Raw genomic sequence first — 17,407 nt, forward strand, 5'->3', positions numbered from 1 at the left:
TTCCCATGGCGATTACGGACGTCAAAGAGTACGCGCACCTGACCGACGCTGACATCGAAGCGCTGGGCAACGAGCTCGACGCGATTCGGCGAGACATCGAGGCGTCCCGCGGCGAACGCGACGCCCGGTACGTCAAGAACGCGATCCGCTTGCAGCGTTCCCTCGACATCGGCGGTAGAGCTGTGTTGTTCGCCAGCCGCCGCCGTCCGGCGTGGTTGGCCGGTACTGCCATGCTCGGGGTCGCCAAGATCATCGAGAACATGGAACTCGGCCACAATGTGATGCACGGCCAGTGGGACTGGATGAACGATCCGGAGATCCACTCCACGTCGTGGGAGTGGGACAACACGGGTCCGTCGGCGCACTGGAAGCAGACGCACAACTACATTCACCACAAGTACACCAACGTGCTGGGCATGGACGACGACGTGGGCTACGGCCTGCTGCGGGTCACCCGAGACCAGCGCTGGAAGCCGTTCAACCTCGGCAATCCGGTGTACAACCTGCTGTTGCAGCTGTTCTTCGAGTACGGCGTGGCTCTGCAGCACCTCGAACTGGGCAAGGTTGCCAAGGGCCGCGTGCCGCGCGAGGAGTTCGAGCAGAAGCGTCGGGAGGTGCTCGAGAAGGTCGGCAAGCAGGTGGGCAAGGACTACGTCCTGCACCCGCTCCTCACCGGCCCGGCATGGAAGTCCACGCTGACGGCGAACATCGTTGCCAACATGATCCGCAACGTGTGGACGAACACGGTGATCTTCTGTGGTCACTTCCCGGACGGTGCGGAGAAGTTCACCAAGTCCGACATGGAAGGCGAGACGCAGGGGCAGTGGTACCTGCGTCAGATGCTCGGCAGCGCGAACTTCAACGCCGGACCGGTCATGGAATTCATGAGCGGAAACCTGTGCTACCAGATCGAGCACCATCTGTTCCCCGACCTCCCCAGTAATCGACTGCGTGAGATCAAGGTTCGGGTTCTCGAGCTCGCCGAGAAGTACGACCTGCCGTACACGACCGGTTCCATCGTGCACCAGTACTTCCTGTCCTGGCGCACCATCGCGAAGCTGTCGCTGCCCAACAAGTACTTGAAGGCAACGAGCGACGACGCCCCCGAGACCGCGTCGGAGCGCAAGTGGGCCGACGCTCCCGCCGGCCTGTTCACCGTCGATCCCGACACGGGCAAGCGTCGCGGTCTGCGCACCGCAATTGCAGAAACCAAGAAACGCAAGGGGATTCGCAAACTGGTCGGTTCCGCCGCCTAGCCACCTTCGTTCACGAGCAAGCCTGGTCGCAGTCGACTCCGTCAGAGAGCCGAGTGCTACCAGGCTTCGTTCGTTCGAACGGCTTCGAGAAGGAGGCGCACGGCCGCGACGCGTCGAGCTGCGTCTCCGGTGAGTGAGTCGAGCGCACACTCGGGGTCGGCCGGAGGACCGAGGTGGGTGCACCCACGGGGGCAGTCTTCGATCGTGTCGGCCAGATCGGAAAACGCGGCAACGACGTTCTCGGGGGAGATGTGCGCCAGTCCGAACGACCGAATACCCGGTGTGTCCACTACCCAGCCGCCGCCCGGCAGCGGTAGTGCCACCGACTGCGTGGACGTGTGACGGCCCTTTCCGACGCCCGAGACCACCCCGGTGGCGCGATAGGCGTCGGGCACCAATCTGTTGACGAGCGTGGACTTTCCGACGCCCGAATGTCCGATGAGGGCGGTCACGTCGTTGGCCAGCATCGCGGTCAACTCGGTGAGGTCCTCGGACTGGCCTGCCAGCACCACAGGGACATCGAGATCGGCGAATGCGGCGGTGAATTCTTCGGGGGCGGCCAAGTCGCTCTTGGTCAGGCACAGCACGGGTTCGAGGCCACCGACGTACGCGGCAACCAGCGCCCGTTCGACGAATCCGGTGCGTGGCGGCGGGTCTGCGAGCGCGGCAACGATGAGCAATCTGTCCGCATTGGCCACCACCACTCGCTCGAACGGGTCGGTGTCGTCCGCAGTGCGCCGCAGTACCGTACGACGTTCGGCCACGCGCACGATGCGAGCCAGGGTGTCGACCTTGCCCGACAGGTCGCCCACGATGTCGACCTCGTCTCCGACCACGATGGGGGTTCGGCCCAGTTCGCGGGCCCGCATCGTCACCACCGGTCGATTCGGGTCGCCGCCCAGTACGCACCCCCACCGGCCGCGGTCTACCGAGACGACCATTCCTGCTTCGGCGTCGTTGTGTTCGGGTCGAGTCTTGGTGCGCGGACGAGAACTCTTGCCCGGTCGAATACGGACGTCGGATTCGTCGTAACGACGGGCGGTCAGGAGCCGACCTCGCTCGGTGTGGTGGTGGCCAGCATTGCGGCCCACAGCTTTTCGAAGTCCGGAAGGGTCTTGGCGGTGGTTCCGATGTCGTCGACCTCGACGCCGGGTACGCGTAATCCGACGATGGCGCCGGCCGTGGCCATTCGGTGGTCGGCGTAGGCGCGCCAGCTGCCGCCGTGCAGCGGTGCCGGGTCGATTCTGATGCCGTCGTCGGTTTCCACTGCACGCCCACCGAGCCGGACTATCTCGGTGGTGAGCGCCGCGAGTCGGTCGGTCTCGTGGCCACGCAGGTGGGCGATACCTCGGAGAATGGACGGTCCCTCCGCGAGGGCTGCAAGGGCCGCGACCGTCGGTGTCAGCTCGCCGACGTCGTGGAGATCGAAATCTATGCCGCGCAACGTGTCCGGGCCCTCCACCGTCAGGGTGGCGCCGGTCAGATCGACCCGAGCGCCCATCAGTGCGAGGATCTCGCGGATCGCGTCACCGGGCTGGGTGGTCGACTGCGGCCAATTCGGAACGCGCACTACGCCTTTCGTGACTGCCGCAGCAGCCAGGAACGGGGTGGCATTGGACAGATCCGGCTCGATGACCCACTCGATCGGTGTGATCGGACCCGGATGCACTCGCCAGGTGTTCGCGTCGCCGCCGGTTTCGGGAGTGTCCACGCGCACTCCGGCTCGCCTCAACATCTCCACGGTCATGTCGATGTGCGGCATGGACGGAACGGGCTTACCGGTGTGATGGATCTCGATGCCCTCGTCGAAAGCCGCAGCCGAGAGCATCAGCCCGGACACGAACTGCGAGGATCCCGAGGCGTCTATCTCGACGGTTCCGCCGCGCAGCGCCCCCGTGCCACGCATCGTGAACGGAAGCGCGCTGCCCGTGATCTCGGCACCGACGGCGCGCAGGGCATCGAGGATCGTGTCGAGTGGGCGGATGCGTGCTTGCTCGTCGCCGTCGAACGACACTTCGCCATCGGCGAGGGCAGCGAGAGGCGGCACGAAGCGCATGACGGTACCTGCCAGCCCACACTCCACCGATCCACCGTGTAGCGGTGCCGGGGTGACTCGCAATCTGGTCCCGTCGTCGGCGGCGGCCGTGATCTCGATGCCCAGAGTCCTCAGAGCGTCGATCATGAGGTCGGTGTCACGGCTGCGAAGGGCACCGACGATCGTCGACGGGCCGGATGCGAGGGAGGCGATGATCAGTGCGCGATTGGTGATGGATTTCGATCCGGGCAGGGTGACTGTCGCATCGACGGGTGCGGCTGCGGCGGGTGCTGTCCAATTGCTCACGCGTCCATCTTCGCTCATTCGTGATCAGCGCGCGGCGATGGGAGCGGTTGTGGCGCGGGTGAGCCGAACGAGGTCGGCTGGGGCGAGTTCGATTTCCAGGCCACGGCGGCCTGCGCTGCACAGAATCGTCTCGAACGTCAGAGCAGAGTCGTCGATGGCGGTGGGAAGAGCTTTGCGTTGGCCGAGAGGCGAAATTCCACCGAAGACGTAGCCCGAGGAACGTTCCGCCGCAGCCCTGTCGGCCAGTGCAATCCTTCTGGTGGACAGAGCGGTCGCCGCGGCCTTGAGCGAGAGCATCGTCGTGACGGGAACCACGGCGACGGCCAGCGACCTGTCGGCGCGTTCGACGATCAGGGTCTTGAACACTCGCTCGGGTGTTATCCCCAGACGGTCGACGAGTATCCGGGCCGCCTCCTCGCCGTACGACTGTGTGTGGGGGTCGTGCTCGTACGAGTGCACCTCGTACGTCACCTTCCGGGCGTCGAGCAGGGCAATACCGGGGGTGGACGCAGCCATCCACGGGACTCTAGCGACCGGTCGGGAACAGGGTGAGGGTGAGCCGTGTTGAGTAGTTCCAGATACGAACGCAGGCGGAAGGAATGACGAATGGCAGTGCTGACCGCAGGCCACCCCTTGGCCGTCAGGGAGGTGATCTCCTCGCAGAAGTCGATGTCGCACGCGGTAGCCTGGGCTGAAGCCACCGAAGGGATCAGCGTGACAGAAGCCAGGACTCCCGCCGCAGCGGCAACTGCAGACGAGGACGAGAAGGCGATCGCGGAGCAGAGGGCAGCCGAGACCCCGGATCGGTTGACCGAGCGTTTCGAGCGCGATGCATTGCCGATGCTCGACCAGCTCTACGGTGCCGCACTACGAATGACGCGTAACCCCGCCGATGCCGAGGATTTGGTTCAGGAGACGTACGTCAAGGCCTACTCGGCCTTCCGCTCCTTCCGAGAGGGCACCAATCTCAAGGCGTGGCTGTACCGCATTCTGACCAACACCTACATCAACTCCTACCGTAAGAAGCAGCGTCAGCCTGCGCAGTACCCCACGGACGAGATCAGCGACTGGCAGCTCGCCGCAACGGCCGAGCACACGTCGACAGGATTGCGTTCCGCCGAGGTGGAAGCTCTGGACGCGTTGCCGGACGACGACATCAAGGCCGCGTTGCAATCGCTTCCCGAAGAGTTTCGGATGGCCGTGTACTACGCCGACGTCGAGGGTTTTCCGTACAAGGAGATCGCCGAGATCATGGGAACTCCCATCGGAACGGTGATGTCGCGTCTGCATCGAGGACGCAAACAGCTTCGCGGTTTGCTCGCCGACGTGGCACGGGAGCGCGGATTCAACCGGGACGGCGCAGTCGACCGGCACGAGCAGGAGGTAGTCCAGTGACGGGCACCGGCAGCACAGACGGAGACGAGCAGTTCGAGCGACTCGACTGCTCGGCGGTCATAGCGGACGTATGGATCATGCTCGACAACGAGTGCGACGAGGCCAGCCGCACGCGCCTGCAGAAGCACATCGACGAGTGCGGGTCGTGCTTCGAGGCCTACGGGATCGAGGAGAAGGTCAAACGACTCATCTCCCGCAAGTGTGGCGGGGATCAGGCACCGGCCGGCCTTCGTGAACGGCTCAGTGTCGAGATCCGCCGCACGGTGCTCACCAGGCAGGTCGACTCCGAGTAGTCGACCACCCGACAACGACGACCCACATACGACGAGGGGCCGAGAAGCATGCGCTTCTCGGCCCCTCGTGGCTTGTGGCAAACCGTCAGCTGTTCGGACGTTTGCCGTGGTTGGCCTTGTTGCCCTTACGAGCACGCTTCTTACGTCCACGCTTTCCCATGGTGGGCTCCTCTCGTTTGTTCAGTACAGTCTCCCACGTGTGATTGGCTTACTGTGACGGGCCTGGTCTCCGGTGGATGTCCAGCGCAGTTCGTGGTGACGTGAGAGAGGGGTTCGCCGATGTCCGAGGATGTTCGCGCGGAGATGGTGTCCACGGTGTTTCAGGTGGTCGTGAACCGAGGCGACGCGGTCGAAGTGGGCGACACCCTGGTGATCCTGGAGTCGATGAAGATGGAAATCCCGGTGTTGGCCGAGACGGCCGGCACAGTCACGTCCGTCGATGTGGCCGTCGGCGACGTGATTCAACAGGGCGACCTCATCGCCGTCGTTTCCTGACTCGCGGCCGGGTGAGTTCTCGTGTCGACCCTCAGTGACCTGCTGGCCGAACACACCGACCTTCCCGGCAGTGCGGTGGACCATCTGCAACGGGTCGTAGGGGAATGGCAGTTGTTGGCCGACCTGTCCTTCGCGGATGTGCTGCTGTGGGTCGGTACGGACGACGTGTCCAGCGGAACGGCGGACGTGCTGTGCGTGGCGCAGTGCCGGCCGACCACAGCGCCGACGGTGTTCACACACGACATCGTGGGCACCGTGATCTCGGAGTCCGAGCATCCGGATGTGATGACCGCACTGCAGCAGCAGACGATCGTGCGGGGCGGTGTTCCGACGCGTACCGAGAGCATCCCGGTGCGCTGCGGTGAACACGTGATCGCGGTACTGACACGCGACACCAACCCGGCTCAGCTTCGACCGCCCAGTGCGCTCGAGGTGGCCTACCGGGAATGCGCAGATGATCTGTGTCTGATGATCAGCGAGGGAACGTTTCCCACACCGGAGGAGCGCACCGACGTGAACTCGTCTCCTCGGGCGGGTGACGGGTTCATCCGCGTGGACACCGAAGGCCGCGTCGACTACGCGAGCCCCAACGCACTGTCGGCCTACCACCGGATGGGCTTGACGACGGAATTGTCCGGTCGCGACCTTGCGTCGGTCACTCGGTCGCTGGTGACCGACCCGTTCGACTCGCAAGAGGTTGCCGACCACATCCGGTCGTCGCTCAGCGGCAACGTGGGCCATCGTATGGAGGTCGACGCTCGTGGAGCCACCGTCCTCGTGCGCACTCTTGCGCTTCAGCCTCGTGGTCGCTCGGCAGGTGCCGCGGTGCTCGTCCGCGATGTGACCGAGGTGAAACGACGTGATCGCGCCCTGCTCAGCAAGGATGCGACCATTCGCGAGATCCATCATCGAGTGAAGAACAATCTGCAGACCGTCGCAGCCCTACTCCGGCTGCAGTCTCGCCGAGTGGAGAACGAAGAAGCACGCACTGCGCTGGCGGAATCGGTCCGTCGGGTGACGTCGATCGCTGTGGTGCACGAGATGTTGTCGATGTCGGTGGACGAGGAGGTCGACCTCGACGAGATCGTGGACCGCCTGGTGCCGATCATGCTCGACATCGCAACGGTCAATCCTCGGGTCCGGGTGGCACGTGAAGGAAAACTCGGTGTCTTCTCGGCAGAGCGAGCCACCCCACTGGTGATGGTGTTGACCGAACTGGTGCAGAACGCGATGGAGCACGGTTTCGAGGCCGGCTCCGCCGGGATCGTGCGCATCAGCGCCGACCGCTCTGCGAAATGGCTGGACGTGGTGATCCACGACGACGGCCGCGGACTGCCGAGCGGGTTCTCGCTGGAGCGATCGGACGGGCTCGGACTGCAGATCGTTCGCACTCTGGTTTCGGTGGAGTTGAACGGGTCGCTCGGCCTTCATCCCGCGGCGGGCGGGGGTACGGACGCGATGCTCAGGGTTCCGCTGGGACGGCGCGTGCCGAGACCCTGAGGGATGTTCGATGAACAGCTCGTTACGTTTGTCGACCGCCACCGAACACGAAAAAGCCCGGCGACCGCTCGTGCGATCACCGGGCTTCCTACGTTGTAGTGCAGTGCGTCCTAGACGGAGCTGCGTGCGCGCGTACGTGCGTTGCGTCGCTTGAGTGCACGACGCTCGTCTTCACTCATTGCGCCCCATACTCCTGCGTCCTGGCCGGATTCGAGTGCCCAGGACAGGCATTCAGCGGTGACGGGGCACCGAGTACAGACGACTTTGGCATCGGCGATCTGCGCGAGCGCCGGACCACTGTTTCCCACCGGGAAAAATAGTTCCGGATCTTCATCGCGACAAATTGCCTTGTGGCGCCAGTCCATCCTCTGCTCCTTACCGGGCGCCGAAGCGCCGTTTCGTTTCTCTTCTGTTCACGAGTGGGTAACCAATGTTTCCGCACTGTTGCTTGTGAATGCTTTCACGAACTCAGGTGAAGTCAAGGGATACGCGCGTGACCGTGGTCAAGCTCACTCTGTTAGGCTCGCTTTAGCCTTCTGTGCTCCTTTGTACCCCGACTCGGCAGCTTTCGCTCGTGATTACGCAGGAAAGTGTGCCTTCGGTATCAGCGCGTGCAGGTCACGGCATGTCTCACGTGATCGGCGCGACAACTTCCAGTGCATCGGGAGTCGAGAAGAACTCCGCTTCCGTACGTTCACCCAGATAGTCCCCATCCATCTGGAGCCCCATCGGTTCGCTGGACGAGATTCGAACGCTCGGAACATCGTCGACCCGAATCAACTTGCGAGACTTCGGTTCGGCACCTTTGGCCAGCAATTGACGAGACACCCGCAGCGTGGGGAACAACGCCGTCGAGCGCATCGCGAACACGCCGAGACCCGAATCGAACCCGGTCCCCGGATTGGTATGCACCGGGCGATCGTTCAAGAACGTCCACGGACTCGAGTTCGACACGAACGCATAGTGCACATCCTCGTACGGATCGCGCCCAGGGACCTCCACCGTCAACCGGGCCGGACGACGCTTGTGCTTGAAGAACTCCTGTACCGAGAATCGGAGATACCGCGTGGCCGATACCGGTGTTCCATCTTTGCGGCTCGCGTCGATCGCCCGGCACACCTCGGCGTCCAACCCCATCCCCGCATTGAATGTGAACCACCGATTGTCGCAATGACCCAGGCCGACGGTCCGCCGCGCCCGCGCATCCAACAGACCGATCAACTGATTGGTCGCCGCAACCGGGTCCGACTCGATTCCGAGAGAACGCGCGAACACATTCGCACTGCCACCGGGAACCACAGCGATCGGCGGGATGGCACCGATCGTCACCGCCTGCATCGAGGTCGGCAACGGCACCCCGAGCAAGCCGTTGATCACCTCGTTGACCGTGCCGTCACCCCCGTGCACGATCACCAGGCCCATACCGTCCTCACGGGCGCTGCGTGCGAGTTCCGACGCATGGTCGCGATGAGTGGTCTGCGCGACGGTCACCCGAACCCGACTCGACAACGCGTGGGCCAGCAAATCCCGAGCCGCAGCCGTCGTGGAAGTCGCATTGGGGTTCACGATCAGCAGCGCACGCACGAGAAGCCACACTATCGGGGCCGTTCCGCAGGCTCCACTCGCCGTGGAGGGTAGGTCATTCCGCAGGCTCCACTGGCTACAGGAGTAGGTCGTTCCGCAGGCTCCACTCCCGGATTGCCTAGGCTGGGCCCGTGCCCACCTCCTCACCCGAGAACATCACTCCGCCGGCCACCTTTCGATCTGCCGGGGTCCTCGTCGCGGCCCAGGGCGCAGTGTCGTTGATCGCCGCATTCGTCCTGCTCGTCCGGGCGTTCTCCGGCGAGGGCGACAGTACGGTCGCCAACGGCTACGGAACCGCTGGATGGTTCGGCGTCTTGGGGGTCGGAGTCGGAACTGCGGGCGTTGCGCTCGCGATCGGCAAACGGTGGGGTAGAGCCATCGCCACCGTCGTGCAGTTGTTGTTGCTGCCGGTCGTCTGGTCGCTGTTGACCGGATCGCACCAGACCGTCTACGGCATCGTGCTCGGCATCGTGGTGATCGCTGTCCTCGCGCTGCTGTTCAGCCCGCCGTCGTCGCGCTGGATGGCAGCCGAATACAGCGACGTCGACGACGATCTCGGCTGAACCGGCTTCGTCACCGGGCCGTTGCGGCCAATTCGGCCAGTGCAGCGTCGGTCAACCGGAACGTGGTCCATTCGTCCTGTGCCTGCGCGCCCAACGATCGGTAGAAGCCGATCGACGGGGTGTTCCAGTCCAGAACCGACCAGGTCAACCGCGTGTATCCGTGGGTCACGCACTCGGCCGCCAACGCGGCGAGCAACGCTGTACCGAGGCCTCCACCGCGGGCGGTGGGCCGGACGTAGAAATCCTCCAGATAGATCCCGTTGACGCCGTCCCACGTGGAGAAGTTCAGGAACCACAGCGCGCACCCCACCACCACCCCGTCCTGTTCGGCGACGTGAGCGAACACCGACGGATGGGTACCGAACAGAGCAGAACGAAGATGCTCGTCTCGAACGGTGCACAGTGACGACGACTTCTCGTATGCAGCCAGTTCGTGAACCAGGCTGGTGATGGCCGGTACATCGGCCTCGGTGGCGCGCCGGATCATCGACTGCCCTTCCTGGGAGTGGACGCTGCGGTCAGGATCGAGGGATGGACGTTGTGCGCGACGAGCTGGCGGAACGAATGCTCGAACCCGAGTAGTGAGTACGCGGCCGGCGAGAGGGCGAACCGCTTGCCCTCGGAGATCGGTGCCTCGGTCCAGCCGGCGACGAGTGCGCGGGAGAAATGCCCGTGACCCACCAGTACGACGTCACGGTCGGCCAGCAACGGGAGGACGACCGAGAGTACGAGTTCCACCCGCACCGTGATGTCACCGATCGATTCGCCGCCCGGGCACGGATGCGTCCACACGGTCCAATGCGGAACCGTCTCGTGGATCTGTGTCGACGTGATCCCCTCGTAGTCTCCGTAGTCCCACTCCGCCAACGCATCCCACGTTCGGTCGACGTGCAGGCCTGCCAGTTCGGCGGTTCTGCGGGCACGCTCCCGAGGACTCGAGATCACCAGTGGATCGCGCAACTTCAGCAGCTGCAGCAGCGAGCCGGTGTCGACCGCCTGTTGTTCGCCGACTTCCGTGAGAGGGACGTCGGTCCGTCCGGTGTGCTTGCCGGCCAGGGCCCATTCGGTCTCCCCATGCCGGAGCAGGACGACTCTGCCTGCCTCGATGCCGCCGTGTGTGGTCATGGAACGATCATGCCTGCAGCCGTGATGTGGCCTTTGTCATAGGTGCCCTGGATATGTGTCCGAAAATTCCATTGAGCACAGGCATACCGGGCGGTTAACCTCACTTGACTGTTCACCCGCCGCGCGCACCACCGCTGCGAATCCCTGCTCGCGGCCTCGATGGGCCTCGTGGCTTTCGATCACCGATCTGGAGAACAATGACCGACCTGAGCAAGCCCGCGGCGACCGATGCACCGCAGAAGCTCGACGGAGCGCTGCTGAAGATCGCCGGTGTCGTGGTCCTCGGCGCGATCATGTCCATCCTCGATGTCACCGTCGTCAGTGTCGCGCTCCGGACATTCACCGACGTGTTCGACACCACGTATGCCAATGCTGCGTGGACAATGACCGGCTACACGCTCGCGCTCGCAACCGTCATCCCTCTGACCGGGTGGGCTGCCGATCGATTCGGAACCAAGCGCCTCTACATCACCGCGCTCGTGCTGTTCGTGCTCGGTTCGGTGCTGTGCAGCTTCGCGTGGGACATCACCTCGCTGATCGTGTTCCGAGTGCTGCAGGGCCTCGGCGGCGGCATGCTGATGCCGTTGGGAATGACGATCATGACGCGCGCTGCAGGTCCCGAACGTATCGGTCGGGTGATGGCCGTACTGGGTGTCCCGATGCTCATCGGTCCCATCGCCGGCCCCATCCTCGGCGGCTGGCTGATCGAGGCGGCGAGCTGGCACTGGATCTTCCTCATCAACCTGCCGATCGGCGTCCTTGCTCTGGTTGCCGCCGTGGCCATCTTCCCCAAGGACAACCCGACGCCGTCCGAATCCTTCGACTTCCGGGGCATGCTGATGCTTTCGCCCGGATTGGCGCTGTTTCTCTACGGCGCATCGTCGGTCGTCGAAACCGAGACCGTGCTTGCCGTGAAGGTCTTGGCTCCGGTTCTCGTCGGCCTGGTGTTGATCGTCCTGTTCGTCTTCCACGCACTCCGGGTGGAACACCCGCTGATCGATTTGCGACTGTTCCAGAACCGATCGTTGTCCGTAGCCGTGATCACCACCACGCTGTTCATGGTGGCCTTCATGGGCGCAGGCCTGTTGTTCCCGAGCTACTTCCTGCTGCGCGGCGAATCGACTCTGTCGGCCGGGCTTCTGCTCGCTCCTCAGGGCATCGGCGCGATGATCGCGATGCCGATCGCGGGCGTGATCGCCGACAAGACCGGTCCGGGCAGAATCGTGCTCGCGGGAATGGTGCTCATCACCGCCGGTATGGCGGTGTTCACTCAGGTGGGCACCAGCACGTCCTACATGTTGTTGATCGGTGCGTTGTTCGTGATGGGTCTCGGCCTCGGTTCGACCATGATGCCGATCATGACGGCCGCTCTGCAGACGTTGACCAACGAAACCGTCGCTCGCGGCTCCACCTTGATGAACATCGTCCAGCAAGCCGCCGGCTCGATCGGTACGGCTCTGATGTCGGTGGTGCTGACAGCCCAGCAAAAGCCCGCACTGACCGCGACAAACCAGGCCGAGGCGTTCGACATCTCGGCCAGGGCCTTCGGAACCACGTTCATGGTTGCTCTGGTTCTCATCGTCGCGACGTTCGTTCCGGCGTTCTTCCTGCCCCGTACCAAGCATGTGAGCGAGGGCGCGGCGACACCGGTCGTTCTGCACTGACGCGGCCGAGAGGTGCCGAACTCTCGCTCATCGGCAAAATGTAAGCAAGGATCAATGCCGTGACGACAATTCTCGCGGTAGCGAATCAGAAGGGCGGCGTCGCCAAGACCACCACGGTGGCCTCTCTCGCCGCGGCGCTGCACGCGCTCGACCGACGCGTCCTCGTGGTCGACCTCGACCCGCAGGGCTGCCTGACGTTCTCCTTGGGGCACAACCCCGACAAGCTGGACTCCTCGGTGCACGAGGTCTTGACCGGGGACGCCACGGTGGAGGACGTCCTGATCGAAACGGCGGAGGGAATCGTCCTGCTGCCGGCGACGATCGATCTCGCCGGTGCCGAAGCATTGCTGCTGATGCGCGCGGGTCGCGAATTCGCACTCAAGCGCGCGCTCGCTCCCATACTCGACGACTTCGATGTCGTCGTCATCGATTGTCCGCCGTCACTGGGAGTGTTGACTCTCAACGGGCTCACGGCCGCACAGTCGGTGTTGGTGCCTCTTCAGTGCGAAACCCTCGCCCATCGGGGAGTGGGGCAGCTGTTGCGAACAGTGTCCGAGGTCCAGCAGATCACCAACCCCGACCTGACGCTGCTCGGTGCCCTCCCCACTCTGTTCGATGCTCGAACCACTCACAGCAGGGATGTGCTCGGGGACGTCTCCGACCGGTACTCGCTCCCGGTGCTCGCACCGCCGATCCCGCGGACCGTGCGCTTCGCCGAGGCCAGCGCGTCGGGAGCGACGGTGTTGTCCGGGCGAAAGAACAAGGGCGCGCAGGCGTATCGAGAACTCGCCGAGAATCTACTGGCGCACTGGAACGACGGAGCCGAGCTGAAGACGTACGATCCGGCCGTGTAACGCCTGCTTCGTACGACGGCTCGCTCAGCCCAGAGCGACGACGTTCTCGCCTCGTTGCTCCACGATCACATCGCCGATCACCGACATCTGCACCGGACCGTCGTAATCGCCCCGGTCGACGGGTATTTCGCTGTTCGACATCCCGGTGGCAAGATCGACCACCGCGATACCGTCGGGCACGGGAACGAGCAGTCGGCCGGCCATGACGGCTCCGCTGCCGAGTGCGCCGGGGATGGACCACACCGGAGACAAGCCGGTTGAGTCGAGCGCCTGCAACCCGGCGCCGGTGAACCAGGTGAACACCGAGCCTGCTTTGACCGCAGGCGAATTCGGTGATTCCGGCCCAAGGGAGAGGGTGGAAGCCAGGTCGAATTCGGAGATCCGTGACGCTGTGTCGTCGTAGAGTCCGATGCGGTCGGGCGAGCCGTTCACGGCTGGAAGATACAGTGCGACAACGCTTCCGGTGACGGCAACAATGCGTCCGGCGGTGTCGGAGTCGGGCCCGGAGACGAGTTCGGGAACCACTGTCGACCCGTACTCCTCGGGTTCACTCGCGTCCTTGGGAGCAGAGTTCATCAGAGATAAGCGGGCAGCCGGTTCGCCCGGGCACTGCTCCAGCACGGCCGTCCGCGAGTTCGACGAGGCCGAGGACAACAGGGAACACCCCGTTCTCGGCTGACTACCCGGGTTGACGGGGGCGTCCACCCGCCCGTACTCGAGCGTGCGCACCATGTCCGATCGCCACAACTCCATGCGGGCGTCGCCCCGCGACGTCACGTAGGTGCCGTCGGACGACAGACGAACTGCGTCATCGGCGTCGGAGCTGCGTTGCGCCGTGCGCTGCCCGGTGGATCCGTCGAGTTCGGTTACCTGGGAGCAACCGCGATCGTCGCGGTATACCGCGACCGCGGTGTTCCATGCCGAGACCACCGAGCACAGCGGGAGATCGCGAGTGTACGACCAGGATTGCTCACCCGAGCGCGGATCGCGCCCGAGGACGGCACCACCGTCGGCGGTCACCACGGTGGATCCGGCGACGACGGGAGCAGTGGTGCGCGTCGAATCCGTTGCCGAGCTCGGCGCGCGCCACAATTCGGTGAGAGTTGTGGGCACCGACGCTGCCGGCTCGGGCGCAGGCAATGGCTCGGCCGCCTGGATCGACGTGGTGCCGCGGGCATCGCCGGTCAACCAGGCGATGCTCGCGGCCACGACCACCACCACTGCGATGACGGCGGCAACGACGAGGTCGGTTCTCGTCCGACGTTCGGGAGCCAACACGAAGGAAGACTACTCCGACGCGCTCGCAGTCGACGGTCCGGAATCGGCCGAGGATCCGCTGGAGCGGCGACGCCTGCGGCGGCGTGGAGCCGTCTTGGTGGCCGTGTCGGCCGACGCCGTATCGGACGTGTCCGCCTGTCCGGCAACCGAAGTCGTATCGGCGGCGGAATCGCCGGCCGTCGTGGTGGAGCTCGCGGCCTTGTCGCCGTCCTGCCCCGCACGTGTGCGACGGCGACTGCGTGAGCGACGCGGCTTGGTCGGCGTCGACGACGCGTCGGCCGAAGAAGACGCTGCCGCGTCCGTCTCGCCGTCTTGCTCTGTCTTCTCCGGGGCGCGCGACGGTGCTTTTCGCACAGTGCCAGTGGCGTCGGCGGCGATACCGAGGTCGGTGAACAGGTGCGGCGAGCTCGAGTAGGTCTCGACCGGATCCGGCATTCCGAGATCGAGTGCCTTGTCGATCAGCTGCCAGCGGGGGATGTCGTCCCAGTCGACCAGAGTGACTGCGATGCCGGTGCGTCCGGCACGGCCGGTACGACCGATGCGGTGCACGTAGGTCTTCTCGTCCTCGGGGCACTGGTAGTTGATGACGTGGGTGACGTCGTCGATATCGATTCCGCGTGCTGCGACATCGGTGGCGACGAGGACGTCGATCTTGCCGGTGCGGAACGCCTTGAGAGCCTTCTCGCGCTGGACCTGACCGAGGTCACCGTGCACGGCACCGACCGAGTAGCCGCGCTCGGCAAGCTCGTCGGCGACCTTCTGGGCGGTGCGCTTGGTGCGAGTGAACACCATCGTCGCGCCGCGACCCTCGGCCTTGAGTACCTTGGCGACCATCTCGACCTTGTCGAGTGCGTGCGCTCGGTAGACGTGCTGGGCGGTGCGGTCGTGGACGGCGGACGATTCCGCTTCCTCGGCCCGGATGTGCGTCGGCTGCGTCAGGAACGTGCGAGCGAGGGTGATGATCGGGCCGGGCATCGTGGCGGAGAACAGCATCGTCTGACGCTTGTCGGGGACCATGCCCAGGATGCGTTCGATGTCGGGCAGGAACCCGAGGTCGAGCATCTCGTCGGCTTCGTCGAGAACCAGCACGCCGACCTTGCCGAGGATCAGGTGATTCTGCTTGGCGAGATCGAGCAGTCGACCGGGAGTTCCGACGACGACGTCGACCCCGCTCTGCAGTGCGCTGATCTGAGCCTCGTACGGGCGTCCGCCGTAGATGGAGAGCACCTTGACGGGACCGTTGGCACCGCTGAGGTACTTCGAGGCGTTCTCGAGGTCGGAGCTGACCTGGACGCACAATTCGCGGGTCGGCACGATGATCAGGGCACGGGGCGTGCCGTCGAGCGGCGTGGTGCCGGAGTTCTCCGTGGCTAGCCGGTGCAGCAGTGGGACACCGAAGCCGAAGGTCTTGCCCATGCCGGTCCGCGCCTGACCGATGAGGTCGTCGCCCGCGATGGCGAGCGGCAGCGTCAACTCCTGGATGGCGAACGTGCGCTCGATTCCCATTTCCGAGAGAGCGCGAACGATTGCCGCATCGACGTTCAGTTCCGCGAACGTCGGGGGTACGTGCGTGTCGTCCAACTGCGCCGACAACGTGGTGTCACCGGTCTCGGATTCTTGGTCTACGACTATCTTGCTCAGGGGACTGGCCTTCCTCGTATTCGAACGCGCGCACAAGGAAGGGCACAGGCCTATTGCCGGCCGAAGTCGATGCCCTCAATCCGATGTGATGTCGCCGTCAGCCTCAGCGCGGCCACGGACTGCGATGTCCGCTGCGGCGAAGCTGTCGAGGCGACCCGGATCAGGTGCGCACACATTATCGATGACCATCGCGTGTTCTTCGGTCCGTTCCATCGGTCCGCGAGCGACGATCGAGCACCATGGTAGCTTGCCGAACCGAATTCTCCATCGTCGGCCGGTCACGACGGCTACGCCGCACGCCGCGGCGAGGCGTCGCGCGCGGGACTACGATTGCCACCCATGGGAGCCCACTCGCCGGAGCCGTCGTCGTCCGTAGTTGCATCCACCACGCTCGCGGAGTCGGCCGAACCGGCCATCGCGCACGATCACCCCGGGGTTCCGGATCTGTTCGCGGTCCTCGCCTACGGCGAGATCTCGGCGTTCTATCGGTTGGCCGAGGATGCCCGGATGGCCCCGTCGATGGAGGGACGCGTCGCGTTGGCCAGCATGGCGGCAGCGGAGATGAGTCATTTCGAGACGCTCGAGCGCGCACTGTCGGACCGCGGTCTCGACGTCTACGCCTCGATGTCCCCGTTCGTGCGCGCGCTGGACGAGTACCACGCCTCGACCACCCCGTCGACGTGGTTGGAGTCCCTGGTCAAGGCCTACGTGGGCGACGGCATCGCCGCAGATTTCTACCGGCAGATCGCGCACAGCCTGGACCCTGTGGTCGCAGACATCGTGCGTGACGTACTGGCCGAGACAGGGCACTCGGAGTTCGTGGTGCACGAAGTGTCGGAGCGCGTCCGGGCGAGTGCGCAGGACAAGGCGAGACTGATGTTGTGGGGTCGCCGCCTGCTCGGGGAAGCCATCACTCAGGCTCAGTTCGTGCTCGCGCAACGCGAGTCGTTGACCGATCTCGTCATCACCGCCTCGGGTGACCTCAACGGAGTCGTCGCACTGTTCGATCGCATGCAGGAACAGCACTCGGAACGAATGTCCTCCCTCGGCCTGGATTGACCGCTCGCCGGACGTGTTCGCCGACAGCACAGGGCTGTGTTCGCTGACAGCACAGGGCGTCGGGCGGCTGGGCCCACCCCGCTGCACTAGCCTGGCGTGAGCAGAGTTGTCGAGAGTTCGGAGGTTGACCGTGGAGGTCAAGATCGGTGTTTCGGAGAGTTCCCGTGAACTCGTCGTGAACAGCACGCAGTCCCCGGCCGAGGTCGAAGCGCTCGTGTCGACCGCGTTCGCCGGTAAGGACGGCGTGCTGTCGTTGGAAGACGAGAAGGGACGCAAGTTCTTGATCCAGGCCGCCAAGGTGTCGTACGTCGAGATCGGTCCGTCCGATTCTCGTAAGGTCGGATTCGCGACGACCTAGC

General features: G+C 64.6%; 20 protein-coding genes. 10 read left to right on the forward strand and 10 right to left on the reverse strand.

Features of this window, described 5'->3' with window-relative positions:
• The first annotated feature begins 5 nt into the window (after window positions 1–5).
• Window positions 6–1,256 (forward strand): fatty acid desaturase family protein, encoded by a 1,251-nt coding sequence (locus tag ACFI9K_RS05950; RefSeq protein ID WP_462662659.1) that lies wholly within the window; start codon window positions 6–8, stop codon window positions 1,254–1,256.
• 56 nt (window positions 1,257–1,312) lie between these two features.
• On the opposite strand, the gene rsgA is transcribed toward ACFI9K_RS05950, so the two are convergent.
• Genes rsgA through ybaK form a run of 3 tightly spaced genes read right to left on the reverse strand, consistent with a single transcriptional unit; the run spans window position 1,313 to window position 4,113 of the window.
• Complete coding sequence (gene rsgA / locus ACFI9K_RS05955) at window positions 1,313–2,347, reverse strand: ribosome small subunit-dependent GTPase A (RefSeq protein WP_462662660.1); 1,035 nt, start codon at window positions 2,345–2,347, stop codon at window positions 1,313–1,315.
• Entirely contained in the window at window positions 2,299–3,615 is a 1,317-nt protein-coding gene (gene aroA, locus ACFI9K_RS05960; RefSeq protein WP_462662661.1) for a 3-phosphoshikimate 1-carboxyvinyltransferase, read from the reverse strand. Before aroA ends, rsgA begins: the two co-directional genes overlap by 49 nt.
• 6 nt (window positions 3,616–3,621) lie before the next feature.
• On the reverse strand, window positions 3,622–4,113 hold the full coding sequence (gene ybaK / locus ACFI9K_RS05965) for a Cys-tRNA(Pro) deacylase (protein WP_462662662.1): 492 nt from the start codon (window positions 4,111–4,113) through the stop codon (window positions 3,622–3,624).
• A 153-nt stretch (window positions 4,114–4,266) separates the two neighbouring features.
• Between ybaK and ACFI9K_RS05970 the strand changes: the two genes are divergently transcribed.
• Both ACFI9K_RS05970 and rsrA read left to right on the forward strand, forming a co-directional pair.
• Window positions 4,267–4,992, forward strand: a complete 726-nt coding sequence (locus ACFI9K_RS05970; protein ID WP_462662746.1) for a sigma-70 family RNA polymerase sigma factor — start codon at window positions 4,267–4,269, stop codon at window positions 4,990–4,992.
• Window positions 4,989–5,285 (forward strand): mycothiol system anti-sigma-R factor, encoded by a 297-nt coding sequence (rsrA, locus tag ACFI9K_RS05975; RefSeq protein WP_462662663.1) that lies wholly within the window; start codon window positions 4,989–4,991, stop codon window positions 5,283–5,285. Before ACFI9K_RS05970 ends, rsrA begins: the two co-directional genes overlap by 4 nt.
• An 85-nt stretch (window positions 5,286–5,370) precedes the next feature.
• Here rsrA and ACFI9K_RS05980 read toward each other — a convergent pair whose 3' ends face one another.
• Entirely contained in the window at window positions 5,371–5,445 is a 75-nt protein-coding gene (locus ACFI9K_RS05980; protein ID WP_370878772.1) for a 50S ribosomal protein bL37, read from the reverse strand.
• Window positions 5,446–5,564: 119 nt separating this feature from the next.
• Between ACFI9K_RS05980 and ACFI9K_RS05985 the strand changes: the two genes are divergently transcribed.
• Window positions 5,565–5,780 (forward strand): biotin/lipoyl-binding carrier protein, encoded by a 216-nt coding sequence (locus ACFI9K_RS05985; RefSeq protein ID WP_222093012.1) that lies wholly within the window; start codon window positions 5,565–5,567, stop codon window positions 5,778–5,780.
• A 21-nt stretch (window positions 5,781–5,801) separates the two neighbouring features.
• On the forward strand, window positions 5,802–7,280 hold the full coding sequence (locus tag ACFI9K_RS05990) for a sensor histidine kinase (protein ID WP_462662664.1): 1,479 nt from the start codon (window positions 5,802–5,804) through the stop codon (window positions 7,278–7,280).
• A 110-nt stretch (window positions 7,281–7,390) separates the two neighbouring features.
• On the opposite strand, the gene ACFI9K_RS05995 is transcribed toward ACFI9K_RS05990, so the two are convergent.
• The gene (locus tag ACFI9K_RS05995; RefSeq protein ID WP_032366305.1) at window positions 7,391–7,645 is read right to left on the reverse strand and encodes a WhiB family transcriptional regulator; all 255 of its coding nucleotides are present in this window, start codon (window positions 7,643–7,645) and stop codon (window positions 7,391–7,393) included.
• A 265-nt stretch (window positions 7,646–7,910) separates the two neighbouring features.
• Window positions 7,911–8,864: a diacylglycerol/lipid kinase family protein gene (locus ACFI9K_RS06000; protein WP_462662665.1), complete on the reverse strand. Its 954-nt coding sequence runs from the start codon at window positions 8,862–8,864 to the stop codon at window positions 7,911–7,913.
• A gap of 131 nt (window positions 8,865–8,995) precedes the next feature.
• Between ACFI9K_RS06000 and ACFI9K_RS06005 the strand changes: the two genes are divergently transcribed.
• Window positions 8,996–9,427 (forward strand): hypothetical protein, encoded by a 432-nt coding sequence (locus ACFI9K_RS06005; protein WP_462662666.1) that lies wholly within the window; start codon window positions 8,996–8,998, stop codon window positions 9,425–9,427.
• Between the two features lie 10 nt (window positions 9,428–9,437).
• Here the strand turns inward: ACFI9K_RS06005 and ACFI9K_RS06010 are convergent, their stop codons facing one another.
• A complete protein-coding gene (locus tag ACFI9K_RS06010) occupies window positions 9,438–9,914 on the reverse strand; it encodes an N-acetyltransferase family protein (protein ID WP_462662667.1) in 477 nt (158 codons plus the stop codon).
• On the reverse strand, window positions 9,911–10,552 hold the full coding sequence (locus tag ACFI9K_RS06015; protein ID WP_462662668.1) for an acid phosphatase: 642 nt from the start codon (window positions 10,550–10,552) through the stop codon (window positions 9,911–9,913). Before ACFI9K_RS06015 ends, ACFI9K_RS06010 begins: the two co-directional genes overlap by 4 nt.
• A gap of 197 nt (window positions 10,553–10,749) precedes the next feature.
• Here ACFI9K_RS06015 and ACFI9K_RS06020 point away from each other — a divergent pair, with 197 nt between their 5' ends.
• A complete protein-coding gene (locus ACFI9K_RS06020; protein ID WP_462662669.1) occupies window positions 10,750–12,216 on the forward strand; it encodes a DHA2 family efflux MFS transporter permease subunit in 1,467 nt (488 codons plus the stop codon).
• Between the two features lie 59 nt (window positions 12,217–12,275).
• Window positions 12,276–13,070: an AAA family ATPase gene (locus ACFI9K_RS06025; RefSeq protein ID WP_222093019.1), complete on the forward strand. Its 795-nt coding sequence runs from the start codon at window positions 12,276–12,278 to the stop codon at window positions 13,068–13,070.
• Window positions 13,071–13,094: 24 nt separating this feature from the next.
• Here the strand turns inward: ACFI9K_RS06025 and ACFI9K_RS06030 are convergent, their stop codons facing one another.
• Both ACFI9K_RS06030 and ACFI9K_RS06035 read right to left on the reverse strand, forming a co-directional pair.
• Window positions 13,095–14,348 (reverse strand): Rv3212 family protein, encoded by a 1,254-nt coding sequence (locus ACFI9K_RS06030; RefSeq protein WP_462662670.1) that lies wholly within the window; start codon window positions 14,346–14,348, stop codon window positions 13,095–13,097.
• Between the two features lie 9 nt (window positions 14,349–14,357).
• Entirely contained in the window at window positions 14,358–16,025 is a 1,668-nt protein-coding gene (locus ACFI9K_RS06035; RefSeq protein WP_462662671.1) for a DEAD/DEAH box helicase, read from the reverse strand.
• Window positions 16,026–16,328: 303 nt separating this feature from the next.
• Here ACFI9K_RS06035 and ACFI9K_RS06040 point away from each other — a divergent pair, with 303 nt between their 5' ends.
• Both ACFI9K_RS06040 and ACFI9K_RS06045 read left to right on the forward strand, forming a co-directional pair.
• Window positions 16,329–17,048 carry a ferritin-like fold-containing protein gene (locus ACFI9K_RS06040; protein ID WP_462662672.1) on the forward strand — a complete coding sequence of 240 codons (720 nt, stop codon included), beginning with the start codon at window positions 16,329–16,331 and terminating at the stop codon, window positions 17,046–17,048.
• A 130-nt stretch (window positions 17,049–17,178) separates the two neighbouring features.
• On the forward strand, window positions 17,179–17,406 hold the full coding sequence (locus tag ACFI9K_RS06045) for a DUF3107 domain-containing protein (protein ID WP_222093023.1): 228 nt from the start codon (window positions 17,179–17,181) through the stop codon (window positions 17,404–17,406).
• Window position 17,407: the final 1 nt, after the last annotated feature.

It is taken from the genome of Rhodococcus sp. PSi06 (assembly GCF_054960675.1).

Excerpts from the sequence above, each read along its gene's own strand:
- ACFI9K_RS06010 (WP_462662667.1), bottom strand. The coding sequence starts at position 9,914 with ATGATCCGGCGCGCCACCGAGGCCGATGTACCGGCCATCACCAGCCTG.
- ACFI9K_RS06015 (WP_462662668.1), bottom strand. The coding sequence starts at position 10,552 with ATGACCACACACGGCGGCATCGAGGCAGGCAGAGTCGTCCTGCTCCGG.
- ACFI9K_RS05995 (WP_032366305.1), bottom strand. The coding sequence starts at position 7,645 with ATGGACTGGCGCCACAAGGCAATTTGTCGCGATGAAGATCCGGAACTA.
- ACFI9K_RS06040 (WP_462662672.1), top strand. The coding sequence starts at position 16,329 with ATGGGAGCCCACTCGCCGGAGCCGTCGTCGTCCGTAGTTGCATCCACC.
- ACFI9K_RS05985 (WP_222093012.1), top strand. The coding sequence starts at position 5,565 with ATGTCCGAGGATGTTCGCGCGGAGATGGTGTCCACGGTGTTTCAGGTG.
- ACFI9K_RS05950 (WP_462662659.1), top strand. The coding sequence starts at position 6 with ATGGCGATTACGGACGTCAAAGAGTACGCGCACCTGACCGACGCTGAC.
- ybaK (WP_462662662.1), bottom strand. The coding sequence starts at position 4,113 with ATGGCTGCGTCCACCCCCGGTATTGCCCTGCTCGACGCCCGGAAGGTG.
- aroA (WP_462662661.1), bottom strand. The coding sequence starts at position 3,615 with ATGAGCGAAGATGGACGCGTGAGCAATTGGACAGCACCCGCCGCAGCC.
- ACFI9K_RS06020 (WP_462662669.1), top strand. The coding sequence starts at position 10,750 with ATGACCGACCTGAGCAAGCCCGCGGCGACCGATGCACCGCAGAAGCTC.
- ACFI9K_RS05970 (WP_462662746.1), top strand. The coding sequence starts at position 4,267 with ATGTCGCACGCGGTAGCCTGGGCTGAAGCCACCGAAGGGATCAGCGTG.